The following is a 14,780-nucleotide window of genomic DNA, read 5'->3' as shown; positions in this document are numbered from 1 at the left end:
ACAACCATGGAATACTAGATGATTACCTCGCAGGAATGGATGCTGTCAGGCTAAAGAAATAGAAATTTTAAATCACGGCTTAATCAGACTGTTTGGTTTGTTTAAGCCGCGAGCGATAGGGTCAAAGATTTGGCCAAAGAGTTTCAATATAAGATAATTCAGCATCGATAATTGCTTGAGCATTAGCCATTGCCCCATTAGATACAAAAATTTTTGAGTTTCGGACATCTAGCACACATAATCTATCCCCCTCAAGAACGAGAGCCGACAATGATAACTCCATGATAGAGTGTACGAGGTCGACTCTGTTTTTAGCCAATGTGTCAGATTTTGTATAAAGCTTTATTACGTGCCGATGCCCATCAATTTCAACGCCCAACTCAGGATTAACAGAGATGGTGAAGTTATGATAAGAGTAACTTCCTCTCGGTGGATTGAACCAGGAAATACTCTTCCTTCCCCACCACTTCCTATACCCTTCAACCATCTCAGAATAATTTTCCATCTTATGGATAGGTAAGTTTTGAAGAATTTCTCCAAGCGAGTCTTTAGATTTACCCAAAGAGTGAATTTCAACAATTCCTTCGCGAAAACGACGATAGTAATCCGTCGCGGGAGAATAAACTTCTCGGTTCTTGATTTCGCGAACCTTGGTAACCCGTGGAGTGCCGGCTTTTGAAAAAACGTCAACCAAATCTGTAAGCGATAATGAGGGCATGCTGCATCCTTATAATATCACTAAGATTGTCTATGGCAGGCAAGTGGCCATCACTGGAAGCGTAGTCGCTTAAGTCGTAATGTCAAACGGAGCTAAAGCATTTGAGGATTTTGATGTAACAAGAAAATTGGCGAGCCGCATTGAGAGTGCAATTCGCGTTATTCAAGAGGCATATTAAAAAGGAGACTGATCTATTTTCTGGGAGGCAGCTATTTGATCATGTCCGCACAGCACCGAATGACCCGCACCGGCGGTTACACCGTGGATAAAACAGTCTGTCGCATCTCGGCGCCCTCGATCTCGATGACCCAGGAAAACACCAAGCCGGACCTGGCATTATCGACTTATGGCATTCAGCATGAGGTGGTGGCCTGATGGGTGTTGAGCTGGAGTACGGCGAGGTGAGTGCCGTTGACTATATGACCTGTCGCATCAGGGTGAGGCTGGATGACCGTGACGGCGTTGAAAGCTACTGGCTCAACGTGCCGCAGCGTAACACCCAGGGCACGCAGCGCCGGCCGCTAATGCCCGAGCTAAATGAACAGGTCGCAGTGCTGTTGGATTCTGACGGTGTAGGTGGTGTTTACCTTGGCGGGATCTTTTCGACGGCCGAGCCACCACCCGTGGTCGATGCGGACACGGACTATGTGCGGTTCAGTGACGGGACAGTCTCCACCTACGACCGTGCGGCCGGGGTGATGACGTTGGATTGTGTGGGCGCTTTGCTCTTGAAATGCGGCCGGAATATCACAGTCGAGGCCGGTGAGCCGGTGGTGGTGAAAGCGCCATCAGCGACTTTGGATATCCCGCAGGTCGCCTAGAATGGCAACCTGCAGGTGAATGGCAACATTAATGCGACAGGCACAATCATGGATGCCGGTGGCAACTCGAACCACCATAGCCATTAAGCTGGTTTACCCTCGTCGCGCTTAGCAATCGCTGCTAGGGCACCAGCTGGCAATTTGCCAAAACGTTCCGCTATTTGTTTGGGACGTGCAATCAGTTCCTCAACGATCAGATTGATCATCTCAAACATGATCGTAACGTGTTCAGGACTATCCTCGAGAGACATTTCTCCCGGATGCACAGCCTGATTACCTGTTACACGCACGAGATCCAGCGCTTGCTGAACTTGGGGAGCAAGACCTTTTTGCACGAGAGCCTTTATGTCGTCATTGATATTTTTCCCTTCTCCCCCTAAATGTATGCACAACTTTTGCAATGCCAACCGGAGTAAGGCTGCCGCGCCTCTGGGGGACTGACTCGATATTTCACGAGCTTCATTGAAGTCCTTTTTGCACTCCTCAGGCAGATCGGTGTGAGGCATGGGAGCGCTCACGGAAGAGGGTAAAATCATGTGCCCCGAGTCGGCATCAGCTGCCATCCAAAGGCTAAATTCTTGACAATGGTCGCAATAGCATTTTTGAAACTCTGTTCCCCCATAACCCCGATTCACTCCCCATAGGATTCTTAGGGGATACCAGCTCATTGTTGTTAGAACCCCACAAAAAATGCAGGTAAAAGCCTTTTCCCCGAAGGTTGGTTGAACATATTTCGACATTGAACATTTCCTTTTAAGTTCAGCTGGTCGCCGATCGCCAGATTACCTTCTTTAAACTCGATTAAAAGCCTGTGCCCGCAGGCTTTCGCATTATGGGCGCATGACGACGCCTAAACCGTATACCAGCATCACCGCCGCCCACTGGCAACCCGCCCTCGGTACATCCGGGGAGTTTGTAGAGGGCCTGCGCGATATCGACCAGTCCATTCGCATCATCCTCACCACGCCCAAGGGCGCCGACGCTCATCGGCCGGACTTTGGCAGTGACCTACATCTATATATCGATTGGCCTGTTAACCGAGTGACGCCGCACCTGGTGCGGGAAACGGTCGACGCACTACGTCGCTGGGAAACCCGTATCTCAGTCTTCCAGGTACAGGTGCTGATTGAAGGGGCGCAGATTAGGGTGCGGGTACAGTGGCGTATTGCGGATGGTGTCACCCAGTTGACCGAGGTGCCCTATGCGCGAGCTGCCTAAACCAGTGTTTGTCGAGATCGATCCGGCTGCTACCGAAGCCGCTCTGATTGCCCGCTATGAGGCCAAGTCAGGGAAAACCCTATATCCCGCTCAAATCGAGCGGCTTTTTATCGACTTGATAGCCTATACCAAGACACTCTCGGACATGTCCATCCAGAATGCCGGCGAGCAGCTCCTGGTGCGCTTTGCGGATGCCCCGATTCTGGATTACCTGGGCGAACTGGTTGCAACCCCCAGGTTGTTGGCTGCCCCAGCACGTTGCCCGATACGCTTCAGCGTGCCGGCCGTTCTGCAGCAACCTTTGCTAATTCGTGCCGGCACTCGGGTCAGCACCCAAGACGCCATGGAAAAAAGGGGACTGGAAAAAAGGGGACGGATTTATTTTCCATTGGTCATGATCTGCTTCGGAGTAGCTGTGAAGTCAGGGTTTGTTTAGCGCATTGTGCAATGCGCGGCTCTCACTCCTACGCATAATTAAGCGCCTCGTTTGTACAGTCGGAGGGCTACAGACAAAGGCGTCACAAGAATGAAAAAGCTTCTAATCGCGGTGGTCTTCGCCCTAGTGACCATGCTTTACGTCGGCTACTACGAAGCTCTTGAGGACGGAGACATCGAGACCATTGTCTTCATCAAGAAGCATCCGACGTTTCAGATGAAGTTCTACAACATCCACGCTAACGATGGAGAGATCAGGAACGTAGAACGCCTGACGGCAGAGGAGCGGGGGTGGATTATTGATTACTGCAGGTATCGCTTGGGGATCGACACAGCCCTGAAAACTCAGGATGACGTCGAGATGTGCCGGAAGAAATAGAGCTGTTCACCTGGCTTGGGTTTTCTATTACGACTGGCAACCTGGGCCAATTCCCTCGATCTGTTGGGATAACGGGGCGGATCTGTTGAAGGATAAGTGGCGGAGTGAGTCCCCGATAAACACCAACGTTTAAAAAGACATCTCAAGACACTCTCTCAGGCTACATATCCTTGCGCCGTTGCCTACAGCTACGCCAGAATCCGCCGGCTTGTGCGCCTTGGGGACGGGTTCTATTGTGGTGCGGTCGCTGACGAATCAGTGATCGGATTTGACCGTCCGCCCAACATCAAGGCGCACCAGCGTTCTGCACGTGTTCAGGCATTGTCTGAAATCATGTCGCGGTGGCTGTGCGTGGGACACCTTCGGGTGTGCCGGATTCCTTGATGTCCGGTCGGTCAACCCGCGTACAGCTGCCACCCTGTTTGTTTGACCGCGAACGGTGGCGGCTCCACTCATCAAGGAGCTTCACTCATGATCAAACCAACACCCAACCCGCCCGAAACCGACTCGGTTTCCCCCTACGAATCCATCGATTCCAAAAAACTCCACGAAGCCGCTGACCGCGCGCTCGACCATTACCTCTGTCCGCCCGGCTCCACGCCGCCTCCACGCAGAACCCGCGGGATGTATGCCGTGACTGCGGACAACAAAAACGAAGAACTGCTGATTGATGCCAGTGAAACACTCGCTTCGGCCCAAACCATTGCCCAGAACATCGCCAGTCTGGTACCGGCTTCTCAGCGTCGGGCGTTGGTTGGGATTGCGCAGTTGATCATGCTCGGGGAGTTGGCGGTGAATCGGGCGTTGGATAATTTGCAATTGCCGGTGAAGCAGCCCTCGGGATCACCTGCTGATTAGGCGGGTGTCAATTCTGACGCCTTCGCGAGCAAGCTCGCTCCCACAGGGATTTAGGGGGGGGGGGAGGGGACTGAATTATTTCATTCAGTCCCCTTTGTTTCTTAACCCGCGTCGCCGCGATCTGGCTCTGAAGGCGCATCCGGACACTCATCGGCCCATCGCGTAACCGTCATGTCGTTGAGCTGCTCACCCATGGTGTCGACGCGCAAGTAGGCGCCTTTCTTTGAATAGAACAGGATGCAGCGCGAGCTATAGCTAAAAAGGGGACTGATCTATTTTCAAAAAAATAGATCAGTCCCCTTTTTGCTCTTTTTGCTGAGCGCCTGACAGCAGTGGAGCGGGGGCGGATTACTGATTACTGCTGGTACCGGTTGGGAATCGACACCGACCTGAAGACTCAGGATGACGTCGAGATGTGCTGGAGCAAATAAGGCTGTCTATTTGGCCAAGGTTGCCAGCTAGGGCTGGCAACCAAGACCATCTTCTACCCACTATTGGGATAAGGGAGGCAGCCTGCCTACACAATTCGGCCAGGTGGGCCATGTCGTCACTGATACACTGATTTCGACTCGCCGATTAGCCAGGAGCTGAGATGGATATCAAAGAGTTTTGCGTCGCTCATGGATTTGACTTGAGTAAAAGTGGAGTGGCGTTAGGAGGTGGAAGTTTTGGAATGACAGATCTGAAAATTTCTCCAATGGAATTTTTGATCTTGGCCGAAGAAGATTTTGAGCGGGGCGGATTGGCCGCGCTTGTGAACGCAACGACCAATGTGAAACGAGCCATTGTCGGACAGCTTGATCAGTTACTGATCTCCTTCGGCTATCCATCACTTAGATGGAACGTGCCAAAAAAGATCGAGCGAGTAAGGGCGCTTGGATTATTGGCGCCCAGTCTGTTGCGTAAAGTTGTCGATATGCGAAATTTTCTTGAGCACGAGTACGCTACACCTGAGCTCAAAAACGTTGAGGAAGCATTGGATATTGCGAGTCTATTTGTAATGTCCGCTTCAGCTATGTTCGTTCCGTTCGATGACGTTCTGGAGTTTTCACGGCCTGAGCCCCAAGTGGCAGACGGCGCTATTGCACTTCTCACTGCAGGGTTGAGACGGGAGTCAGGGAGGGTTTTTTACAACGTCTACGCATATGAAGCTGGCGGGTATGCTGGACATTGTGTTGGTCAATGCCAGATTCAATCAGGGCATATCCTGTTTGAAGCAATGGTAAAGCTTTCCGCATCGCTGATGCTTCGATACAAAGTAAACCAAGCGATCAATGATTTTGAAGCTGCGTATGCTCAGTCATGAGTGCTCGATAGGTGAGTACTGCCGGTTATGGGGCGGATTTATTTAAGTGGGGAGGTGCCGCAGTAAGGTCTTGATAAACACCAATGTTTAAAAAGACATTTCCAAACACTCTCTCAGGCTACATATCCTTGCGCCGTTGCCTACAGCTACGCCAGAATCCGCCGGCTTGTGCGCCTTGGGGACGGGTTCTATTGTGGTGCGGTCGCTGACGAGTCAGCGATCGGGTTTGGTAGCCCGGCTTAGACTTGGCGCATAGCGTCACCCGATACAGGCCTTTTTGGGGCTGTGTATTTATGGTGGCCATGCGCAGGGCGTCTTCGGGCGCGCCGGTTCTCCAAGTCACCGGTCTACCAACCTTCGTATGGCCACCACCCCTTCGTTTGGTAGCGAAAGATGATGGCTCCTTTTCTATGATTTGGAGATTCACTCATGATCAAACCAACACCCAACCCGCCCGAAACCGAATCGGTTTCCCCCTACGAATCCATCGATTCCAAAAAACTCCACGAAGCCGCCGATCGCGCGCTCGACCATTACCTCTGTCCGCCCGGCTCCACGCCGCCCCCACGCAGAACCCGCGGGATGTATGCCGTGACGGCGGACAACAAAAACGAAGAACTGCTGATTGATGCCAGTGAAACACTCGCTTCGGCCCAAACCATTGCCCAGAACATCGCCAGTCTGGTGCCGGCTTCGCAGCGTCGGGCGTTGGTTGGGATTGCGCAGTTGATCATGCTCGGGGAGTTGGCGGTGAATCGGGCGTTGGATAATTTGCAATTGCCGGTGAAGCAGCCCTCGGGATCACCTGCTGATTAGGCTGGTGTAAATTCTGACGCCTTCGCGAGCAAGCTCGCTCCCACAGGGATTTAGGGGGGGAGGGGACTGAATTATTTCATTCAGTCCCCTTTGTTTCTTAACCCGCGTCGCCGCGATCTGGCTCTGAAGGCGCATCCGGACACTCATCGGCCCATCGCGTAACCGTCATGTCGTTGAGCTGCTCACCCATGGTGTCGACGCGCAAGCAGGCGCCTTTCTTTGAATAGAACAGGATGCAGCGCGAGCTATCAACAGAGCAGGTATCGAGCTCCAGGAAATTGCGTGCAGCCGCTTTCAGCCGATTCTGTTGAAAAAGTCGGCCATGGTTTGCACATCAAAAAAGTACGCGTCCGAGATTGAAATCTCTACTTTTGGCAGAGGCTTCCGGACTCGGATTTCACGTAGCGGCGTGCAAAAAGGCGTTTTCACCAGTCAATGATCTGGCAGTTTGGGCAGACCGACTGTTTCAACAGAATTGGCCAATAGCAGCCGCTCGCTTTGAAGGCAAATCAACGACTGTCAGACAAATTCGCGCGTCTGAGTTTCGTAAGTAACTTTTACGCCTTACATCAACGGAATTGTATAGCTCACGATCAGGCGATTCTGGTCTTGGTCGCGGGCGATATCACTTCGAGACATCGCGTTCCGCCAGCCAAAACCGACGTTCTTCAACGCACCGCTCTGGATCACATAGTCCAGAGAGATATCGCGCTCCCATTCGCCTGCGTCCTTGCCGCTGGCAGTCTGAATATTGTCGCCCTTGAGGTACATCACCGATGCCTTCAAGCCAGGAGCACCCAGTGCAGCGAAGTCGTAGGCATACTGCGCGAATGCGGTCCGCTCCCCCGCCTGGATGAAGGTCTGAATGGTGCGGTCGGTGTAAAGATAAAGACTGGCACCTGCCTCGCCTTTATCGACCAGGCCACCCTGATTGAGTTGCGCAAAATTGCTGTCATCGGAAACACTTTGATAGCCCGCCGTAATTGCATGGCCACCCAACGAATAAATGAACGCCGCGCTCCAGGTATCGTTGTCGATTTCACCGGTACCGCCTTTGGTGTAACCCCCGAACTTGTAACCGTTGGCGCGACCGGCCGCACTGCTGTTCTTGCCATCGGACGTGGTCTTGAAATAACGCAGATCGGTTTTCAGCGAACCGTATTCACCGAGCGGCAACACATGCAGCAAACCAGCGAAGTGCTGCTGGTAATAGTCTTCCAGATTGGCGTAGTAATACTGAACGGTCAGGTCCTTCGTCAGTTTGTAATCGCCACCGGCAAAGGTGAATTTATTGCTTTCCTTTGTGCCGCCCGCAACGGCCAGACCTGCGCTATCGCTGGAAGCACGCCCGGTGGCGTATTCAAGTTGGCCGGCAGTGACGGTCAGGTTATCGATTTCATTGCTGATGACTTGTCCGCCCTCGAAGGTTTGAGGCAACAGCCGGCCATCATTGGAGACCACTACCGGCAACTTCGGCTGTAAGGTGCCGTAACGCAGCTCTGTCTTCGAGAAACGCATCTTGGCAGTCGCACCGACACGGCCCCATTGGTCCGCAGCCTTGTCGCCGTCATTGGGGAACATCGAACCACCGACATGACGACCCGCACCGCTGTCGAGCTTCAAACCCAGCAGGCCAATGGCATCCAGGCCGAACCCCACAGTGCCGTCGGTAAAACCGGATTGATAATTGAGCATGAAGGCCTGCCCCCACTCTTCGGTCTTCGAAGGAGCAGCGGCCCCATCGCGGTTATCATTGTTGAAGTAGAAGTTGCGCAAGTTCAAATTGGCTTTGCTGTCTTTAATGAAATCAGCAGAGGCGAACGGACTCATGGCAATACTCAGGCCGCCGGTCAAAAAACTTAATACTTGAAGCGTGGCTTTCATCAGGACGAACTCCAGCGCAGAACCTATGTTCCGGGCACATTAAAAGGACAGCGGGAAGCACTCAGCCAATCAGGCGATTGACCAATGCGTTAACTAATCATCAAGAAAGATCTGAACCGTGCGCAGAGAATGATATGGGTTAAAACCTCCGAAGAACTTCGTCAAAAAACGCCTTGAAAAATCTCTGTGCCATCAGTCGATCAATCCATGTGCGTCGTAAAACGGATACGGTCCGGGATACTCACCAAACACGGCGTTATGGGTCACCAGCCCCTGCTGCGCTTGCCAGCGATGCAGCAAATACCCGGCCGGTTCCAGATTGAAATGCGCCGGGGCGGTTTGCTGTAGATCCAGCACGATTTGATGTGAGGTACCGGGACACACACAACTCAGGCTGCCACCGAAACGCCGCTGCATCGGTCGGTGTAAATGTCCGCATAGCAAGCGTTCCACCTGCGGGTGACGGGCGATGATCTGCTCAAGCGCCGACGCGTTGATGAACGGCTCGCGGTCCATATGACCAATACCGCTGATAAATGGCGGGTGATGCAGAATCAATAACGTCGGTGCATCGGGACGACGAGCCAGTTGCTCATCGAGCCAGTGCAACTGGCTGTCCAGCAACTGACCGCCATGAGCGCCGGGGATCGTCGTGTCCAGACCGATCAGGCGCACCGGGTGCTCTTCAACCACCCAATCCAGTGGTGCGCCGGCAGACATCGGCAGGTAGGCATGATCGGCAAATGCCGCCAGCAAATGCTCGCGATTGTCGTGGTTGCCAGGCACGAGGTAGCAAGGCATTGCCAGGCGCGCCAGTTCGGGATGCAGCACGGCATATTCATCAGGTCGACCGAAGTCCACCAGGTCGCCACTGATCACCACGATGTCGGGACGCGGATGGAGGCGATTCAAATGATCGACAGCACGCCGCAACGCGCCGAGGGTATCGACGACGCCGTAAGTCAGCCTTTGACCGGCTTTAAGGTGCAGATCGCTGATCTGCGCAATGAGAAACGGACGATTCAAGATAAGTTCTCTGAAAACTAAAGATCACGAATGCAGGGTAAACAGCATTTGCGGCTCGATGGCCAAGGCAATCAGCGTGCCGGGGGCGAGGATGACGCCATCGGCGCTGTCCACCAACAATGGCTGTGAAGCACCCACATCCACCAGCAAGCGGCTGTGTGCACCCTGGAAAAACTGCCCCACCAGACGCCCGCGCAGATGACCCTGGTTGTCCGTCACCCGCAAATGCTCAGGGCGGCAGTACACGGTGGCGGGCAGACTCGCGCCACTCCACGGCAACTCGCCACCACTGACTCTCAAGCCATGGGACGTACGCTCGGTCACAGAAAAAGCATTGAGGTTGCCAACGAAACTGGCCACGAAAGCGTTGGCCGGCTGCTGATAGATTTCCCGCGGGCAAGCCAATTGCGCGACGCGGCCGTGCTCCATGACCAGGATGCGATCCCCCAACGCCATGGCTTCTCCCTGGTCGTGGGTGACGAACACCGCGGTGATTCCCAAACCACGTAGCAACTGATCCAGCTCGCTGCGCAAGCGCTCACGCAACTGCGCATCCAGCGCAGCCAAGGGTTCGTCGAGCAGTAACACCCGCGGCCGAGGTGCCAGTGCTCGGGCCAAGGCGACACGTTGGCGTTGACCGCCGGACAACTCGTGAATGCTGCGCTTGCCATGTTCTTGCAGACCGACCAATTCCAGCAATTCCGAACAACGCTTGTTGCGTTCGGCGGCGGTAAGACCGCGAATCTTCAGGCCGTAAACAATGTTGCCGGCCACATCCAGGTTCGGAAACAACGCATAGTTCTGGAACACCATGCCCACGTCGCGGCGCTCGATGGGCAGGCGTGTGACATCGCTGTCGCCAAAGAATATCTGCCCCACGTCCGGGCGTTCCAGACCGGCGATCAGGCGCAAGGTGGTGGTTTTACCGCAACCGGACGGGCCGAGAATCGCCAAGGTTTCCCCAGCCTCGATGGTCAGGTTTAAATCATGCACAGCAACGGTGCCGTCAGAGAACGCCTTGCGGCAACCCTCAAGGCGAATGGTGGTTCCGGTCATCGGCTCTTTCCTCGGGAAATACGGGCGCTGATGGCCTGCAGCGCAATGAGCAGCGGCACGATCATCAACAGGAATATGAGGGTGTAGGCGCTGGCGACTTCCAGCCTGGCCGAGGCATAACTGTCGGCCAAGCCCACCGGCAATGTTTTGGTCATCGGGGTATGGAGCATCCAGGTCAGGTTGAACTCACCCAACGACAGGGTGACAACCATCAACACCCCGGCGAGAATCCCGGCCCGGCAGTTGGGCACCACCACACTGAAGAAACGCTGGATCGGCCCGGCGCCAAGACTGGCCGCTGCGTCTTCCAGCGTTGGCAGGTGCTGACGTTGCATCACAGCCATCACCGGGCGAACCAGAAATGGCAGGGTGAACAGCACATGGCCGACGAGAATGAATAACCAGCTGCTGCGAAACCCACCGAACTGACCATAGGTGAGCAGCAAGGCCAAGGCGCTGGCCAGGCCTGGCATCGCCACGGGCAACACCATCAGTTCTTCGAACGCGCGGCTGAAGCGATTGTTCATCCGCACCAACGCGTAAGCCGCCGGTACGCCAATCACGCAGACACACAGAGCACAGGCCACCGCCAGTTGCAGGGATAGCCAGACAGTCGGCGAATAGGTTTGCCAAACCTGTATCAACCAGTCGAATGTGAATCCGCTGGACAGGCCTGCGAAGTAATTGCGCGTCAGCCCCGCCAGCAGCGACATCAGCACGGGCACCAACATAAAGGCACAGACCAGCAAGGTAAAAACCAGTTGCCCGACAAACAGCGTTGAGCGTTTCACAATACAGTCCCCGATTGTTTGACCAGCCGCCGGGTCAGCAGCAGCGCGGCCCAGGTCACCACACCCAACACCACCGACAGCGCAGCCGCCACAGCGAAGTTGGCGTAATTGGTGAACACGTTGTAGATCGCCACAGGGGTCACGTTCAGCCGAGTGCCCAAGGTAAAGGCCGTACCGAATGCGCCCATGGAGGTCGCGAAACAGATCGCCCCACATGAGACCAATGCCGGCGCCAGGCCGGGCACAATGACATCGCAGACCACTCGCCAATGACCCGCCCCCAGTGAATGGGCGGCTTCTTCCAGGCTACGATCCAGGCTTTCGCAAGCGGCCATCACCGTGAGAATCACCCGCGGAATCGAGAAGTACAGATAGCCGATGAACAACCCCGTCAGCGAGTAGGCAAAAATCCAGCGCTCCCCCACCAGCTCAAGGCCGAGTGTGGCGAACAGCCCCTGACGACCGGACAGCAGAATCACCAGAAAGCCGACCACCACGCCGGGAAACGCCAGCGGAAAGGTCAATAAGGCGACCAGTGCCGAGCGGCCGAAGAAGCGCTGGCGAGCCAGAAACACGCCACTGATACCGCCCACCAACAGCGCCGCAAGGGTCACCACGAGAGCAAGAATGCAGGTCTGCGCCAGACTGCCCAGGTATTGCGCGCTGCCAAGCACTTGCCAGTAACCGCTGTCGCTGCTGTCGCGGCTTTGCCCACCCAGCACTATCAGATGCGCCAGCGGCAATAACCAGAATGCGAACAGCACAGCTGCTGCTGGCGCTAGTGCCCAGGCAGCTGTCGGTCGCAAGCGCGGCACGATGGACCAACCCGACCGGACTTCCCGGGCTTTTACTACCGAAGCCGTCACTTACTTGACCTCACTCAGATAACGCGCCGAGAAGGCTTCCTGCACCGCCGCCATGTGTTCGTAATCAACTACGCCGGCCCGTGCATACTCGCTGTCCGGCAGGAACTGCGCGGCGACGTCGGCAGGCATCTTCACCGCACGTACTGGTCGCAGGTACGCCTTAGCCCACAGCGCCTGACCTTGATCGGACAGGACGAAATCCAACACCTTCTCGGCGTTGGCACGATGCGGGGCGTTGGCGACCATGCTCATCACGTAAGGCACGCTGATGCTGCCTTCTTTGGGGATCACGAACGCTACGTTAGCGTTGTCCTTGTAACGCGCCCGATAGGCGTTGAAGTCGTAATCGACCAAAATTGGCAACTCGCCGGACAGTACCCGCGCGTAAGCCGTCTGCTTGGGCACAATGGGCGAGTTTTTCGCCAGTTTCCGGAAGTAATCGATGGCGGGGGCGAAGTTATCCAGGGTGCCACCCATTGCCTGATTGATGGCCACGGCAGATACGTAACCCACGAAAGCGCTGGACGGATCAAGATAACCAACCATGCCTTTGTATTCGGGCTTGAGGAGATCGGCCCAGCTTTGCGGAACCGGCAAACCACCCAGTGCATCGACGTTAACCATGATGCCAAGGGTGCCGGAGTGAATCGCAAACCAATGACCTTCCGGATCTTTCAGACCGACTGGAATCTGATCCCAACCCTTGGGCTTATAAGTTCCAGTCACGCCTTTTTTTTGCGCCTGTAAACCGAACGTCACGCCGTAATACACCACGTCGGCCACCGGAGCGGCCTGTTCGGCCACTAGTTGCGCGAGTGACTGGCCGGAGTTCTTGTTGTCCAGTGGGACCTGCACACCGGTGGTGTCGGCAATCGCCTTGAGCTGCACCCCCCAGTCCGCCCACTCCGGCGGGCAGTTGTAGCAAATCGCCGTTTCGGCGGCTTGTGCCAGGCTGGTCACACCGCATAGCAGCAACGCCGCCAGGGTTTTACTGAATCGGATCATCAAACATCTCCTCGTAGGGCTGAGTACTTTCGCCCGACCGGATATGGCAGGGCAGGCAATGGGAAACCGGTGCGGCGCCAGCGATCTGCGCCAACAGTTGATCGATCACGGTGCAAGCCAGCGCCGCGATGGGTTGAACGACGCTGCACAGCGTCGGGTGCATTTGAGTACCAAGGGAAATACCGTCAAAGCCAATGACCGAGAGCTGCCGGGGCACGTTCCAGCCGTTGCGCCGCAGTTCCGCGATCAGACTGATCGCCAGCAAGTCGTTGGAACAGACCAGCGCACTGGGTGCCTGCGGGCTGCGCAATAAGGGCTCGATGACGGCGAAGTCTGCCTGGGTATGGGCAGGCATTTCGATCACCGGCAGGCTGTCGAGGCCGGCCTCACGCATAGCGTCGAGATAACCGGCGTAACGCAGTCGAGAGCGGTCTGACTGCAAGGCTGGACCGGCAACCATGCCGATCTGCGAGTGTCCCGTTTCCAGCAGATAACGGGTGGCGAGCGCCATGCCGGCGCGATTATCCACCGACACAGCGCTGTAGTCAGGATTGTCGGGCTGGTGATAGGCCAGCACAAAAGGCGTGTCTTCGTTGGCAAGGTTTTGCAGCACGCGACTGCTCTGGGCATCAGTCACGGTAAGGACCAGACCATCGACCCTTTGGCGCAACAAATCCTCGACCACCGCGCTTTCGCGCTCGCTGTTGTAGTCGGTAGTTGCCAGCAACAGGTTGTAACCGTGCAAGCGTGCGGCCTGCTCCATCGCCTGAAATTGCTCGGCGAACACAGGGTTAAGCAGATTGGGCACCACCACGCCGATCAGGTTGGTGGTTTGCAAGCGTAGTTGGCGGCCGAGGCGATTAGGCCGAAAACCTAGCTGACGCGCGGCGGCGAATACTTGCTCTCGGGTCGCCGGACGCACAACTTCGGGGGAGGCAAAGGTTCGCGCGGCGGTCGCCCGCGAAACACCTGCCAGCCGTGCAACCTCTTTCAAATCTGTCATGTTCACTCGCTTGAGATCGATCTCATTGGCGATGACATTACTCGGGAAACATGGCACTCCTGCGATGAACAAATGACGTTTTGATGTCAGACGCTCACCCGTTATCCTGCGCATCCCGCCAAGAAAAAAGGTCTACCGTGGCGTGGAATCGACCTGCACGCCAAGCCCGGGCAGCTCATCGTGTTGAGCGATCCGAACAATCCCCAGTGCACACGTGAAGAAGTGTTGCTCATGGAAGCGGCTCAGAAAGTGGACGCGGCACTCAAGCCCATGTCCGACGAAGAAGCGAGCTTCATGGTCCGCTATCGGAGCCAGATAGAATCCGTTCTTTCGCAAGGCTCTACATCAATCGGTGTTGGAGAATCGATCTTCGCCAAGAACCTTGAAGACCTGAAAACGTCGCTAAAGCAAATCGAAACGCGGCATCAGAAAAGAAAACAGATCAGTCCCCATTGTTCTAAAGAAATGACCATTCATCTTGAAGTTCCACTCACCTGTCAGATATGACAGGTGACAGCCGCTGTGTTTCAAGCCTTCAATCATCCCGTGTATTCATGCCTGAACAGAAATGTTCGCCATGCACAACTAATGATTGCCT

General features: G+C 55.1%; 17 protein-coding genes and 1 pseudogene. 9 read left to right on the top strand and 9 right to left on the bottom strand.

What is annotated here, in order from left to right; genetic code table 11:
- Positions 1-121 precede the first annotated feature (121 nt).
- Positions 122-718, bottom strand: coding sequence for a hypothetical protein (locus tag NE357_RS15865; protein WP_169430663.1), 597 nt, complete (start codon positions 716-718; stop codon positions 122-124).
- 219 nt (positions 719-937) lie between these two features.
- Between NE357_RS15865 and NE357_RS15860 the strand changes: the two genes are divergently transcribed.
- On the top strand, positions 938-1,093 hold the full coding sequence (locus tag NE357_RS15860; RefSeq protein WP_212633388.1) for a hypothetical protein: 156 nt from the start codon (positions 938-940) through the stop codon (positions 1,091-1,093).
- A complete protein-coding gene (locus NE357_RS15855; protein WP_249314297.1) occupies positions 1,093-1,539 on the top strand; it encodes a phage baseplate assembly protein V in 447 nt (148 codons plus the stop codon). Before NE357_RS15860 ends, NE357_RS15855 begins: the two co-directional genes overlap by 1 nt.
- Before the next feature lie 83 nt (positions 1,540-1,622).
- Here the strand turns inward: NE357_RS15855 and NE357_RS15850 are convergent, their stop codons facing one another.
- Positions 1,623-2,279: a DUF4145 domain-containing protein gene (locus NE357_RS15850; protein WP_445576621.1), complete on the bottom strand. Its 657-nt coding sequence runs from the start codon at positions 2,277-2,279 to the stop codon at positions 1,623-1,625.
- Positions 2,280-2,379: 100 nt separating this feature from the next.
- Here NE357_RS15850 and NE357_RS15845 point away from each other — a divergent pair, with 100 nt between their 5' ends.
- From NE357_RS15845 to NE357_RS15820, 6 genes are all read left to right on the top strand, one after another.
- Positions 2,380-2,757, top strand: a complete 378-nt coding sequence (locus NE357_RS15845; RefSeq protein ID WP_169430662.1) for a GPW/gp25 family protein — start codon at positions 2,380-2,382, stop codon at positions 2,755-2,757.
- Positions 2,741-3,193, top strand: a complete 453-nt coding sequence (locus tag NE357_RS15840) for a baseplate J/gp47 family protein (RefSeq protein WP_169430661.1) — start codon at positions 2,741-2,743, stop codon at positions 3,191-3,193. Before NE357_RS15845 ends, NE357_RS15840 begins: the two co-directional genes overlap by 17 nt.
- Before the next feature lie 90 nt (positions 3,194-3,283).
- On the top strand, positions 3,284-3,571 hold the full coding sequence (locus tag NE357_RS15835; RefSeq protein WP_169430660.1) for a hypothetical protein: 288 nt from the start codon (positions 3,284-3,286) through the stop codon (positions 3,569-3,571).
- Positions 3,572-4,042: 471 nt separating this feature from the next.
- Positions 4,043-4,429 (top strand): DUF6124 family protein, encoded by a 387-nt coding sequence (locus tag NE357_RS15830; RefSeq protein ID WP_169430659.1) that lies wholly within the window; start codon positions 4,043-4,045, stop codon positions 4,427-4,429.
- A gap of 592 nt (positions 4,430-5,021) precedes the next feature.
- Positions 5,022-5,735, top strand: coding sequence for a hypothetical protein (locus NE357_RS15825; protein WP_169430658.1), 714 nt, complete (start codon positions 5,022-5,024; stop codon positions 5,733-5,735).
- 429 nt (positions 5,736-6,164) lie between these two features.
- A complete protein-coding gene (locus tag NE357_RS15820) occupies positions 6,165-6,551 on the top strand; it encodes a DUF6124 family protein (protein ID WP_169430657.1) in 387 nt (128 codons plus the stop codon).
- 564 nt (positions 6,552-7,115) lie between these two features.
- Here the strand turns inward: NE357_RS15820 and NE357_RS15815 are convergent.
- The 7 genes from NE357_RS15815 to NE357_RS15785 all read right to left on the bottom strand — a co-directional run bounded on the left by NE357_RS15815 (position 7,116) and on the right by NE357_RS15785 (position 14,182).
- Positions 7,116-8,435: an OprD family porin gene (locus NE357_RS15815; protein ID WP_169430656.1), complete on the bottom strand. Its 1,320-nt coding sequence runs from the start codon at positions 8,433-8,435 to the stop codon at positions 7,116-7,118.
- A 192-nt stretch (positions 8,436-8,627) separates the two neighbouring features.
- Entirely contained in the window at positions 8,628-9,461 is an 834-nt protein-coding gene (locus NE357_RS15810; protein ID WP_169430655.1) for a phosphodiesterase, read from the bottom strand.
- Between the two features lie 24 nt (positions 9,462-9,485).
- Positions 9,486-10,517 (bottom strand): ABC transporter ATP-binding protein, encoded by a 1,032-nt coding sequence (locus NE357_RS15805; RefSeq protein ID WP_169430654.1) that lies wholly within the window; start codon positions 10,515-10,517, stop codon positions 9,486-9,488.
- Positions 10,514-11,308, bottom strand: coding sequence for an ABC transporter permease (locus NE357_RS15800; protein ID WP_169430653.1), 795 nt, complete (start codon positions 11,306-11,308; stop codon positions 10,514-10,516). The genes NE357_RS15805 and NE357_RS15800 overlap by 4 nt, the downstream gene beginning before the upstream one ends.
- Positions 11,305-12,123, bottom strand: coding sequence for an ABC transporter permease (locus NE357_RS15795; RefSeq protein ID WP_432760330.1), 819 nt, complete (start codon positions 12,121-12,123; stop codon positions 11,305-11,307). Before NE357_RS15795 ends, NE357_RS15800 begins: the two co-directional genes overlap by 4 nt.
- Before the next feature lie 51 nt (positions 12,124-12,174).
- Positions 12,175-13,179: an ABC transporter substrate-binding protein gene (locus NE357_RS15790; protein ID WP_169430652.1), complete on the bottom strand. Its 1,005-nt coding sequence runs from the start codon at positions 13,177-13,179 to the stop codon at positions 12,175-12,177.
- Positions 13,163-14,182, bottom strand: a complete 1,020-nt coding sequence (locus NE357_RS15785; RefSeq protein WP_169430651.1) for a LacI family DNA-binding transcriptional regulator — start codon at positions 14,180-14,182, stop codon at positions 13,163-13,165. Before NE357_RS15785 ends, NE357_RS15790 begins: the two co-directional genes overlap by 17 nt.
- 156 nt (positions 14,183-14,338) lie before the next feature.
- Here NE357_RS15785 and NE357_RS15780 point away from each other — a divergent pair.
- Positions 14,339-14,635: pseudogene (locus NE357_RS15780) on the top strand (hypothetical protein); the annotation flags it as partial.
- Positions 14,636-14,780 lie beyond the last annotated feature (145 nt).

The sequence above is a fragment of the Pseudomonas sp. G7(2022) genome, from assembly GCF_052660475.1.
The sequence above is the reverse complement of the archived record's forward strand: the minus strand, read 5'-3'. Positions and strand labels throughout refer to the sequence as shown.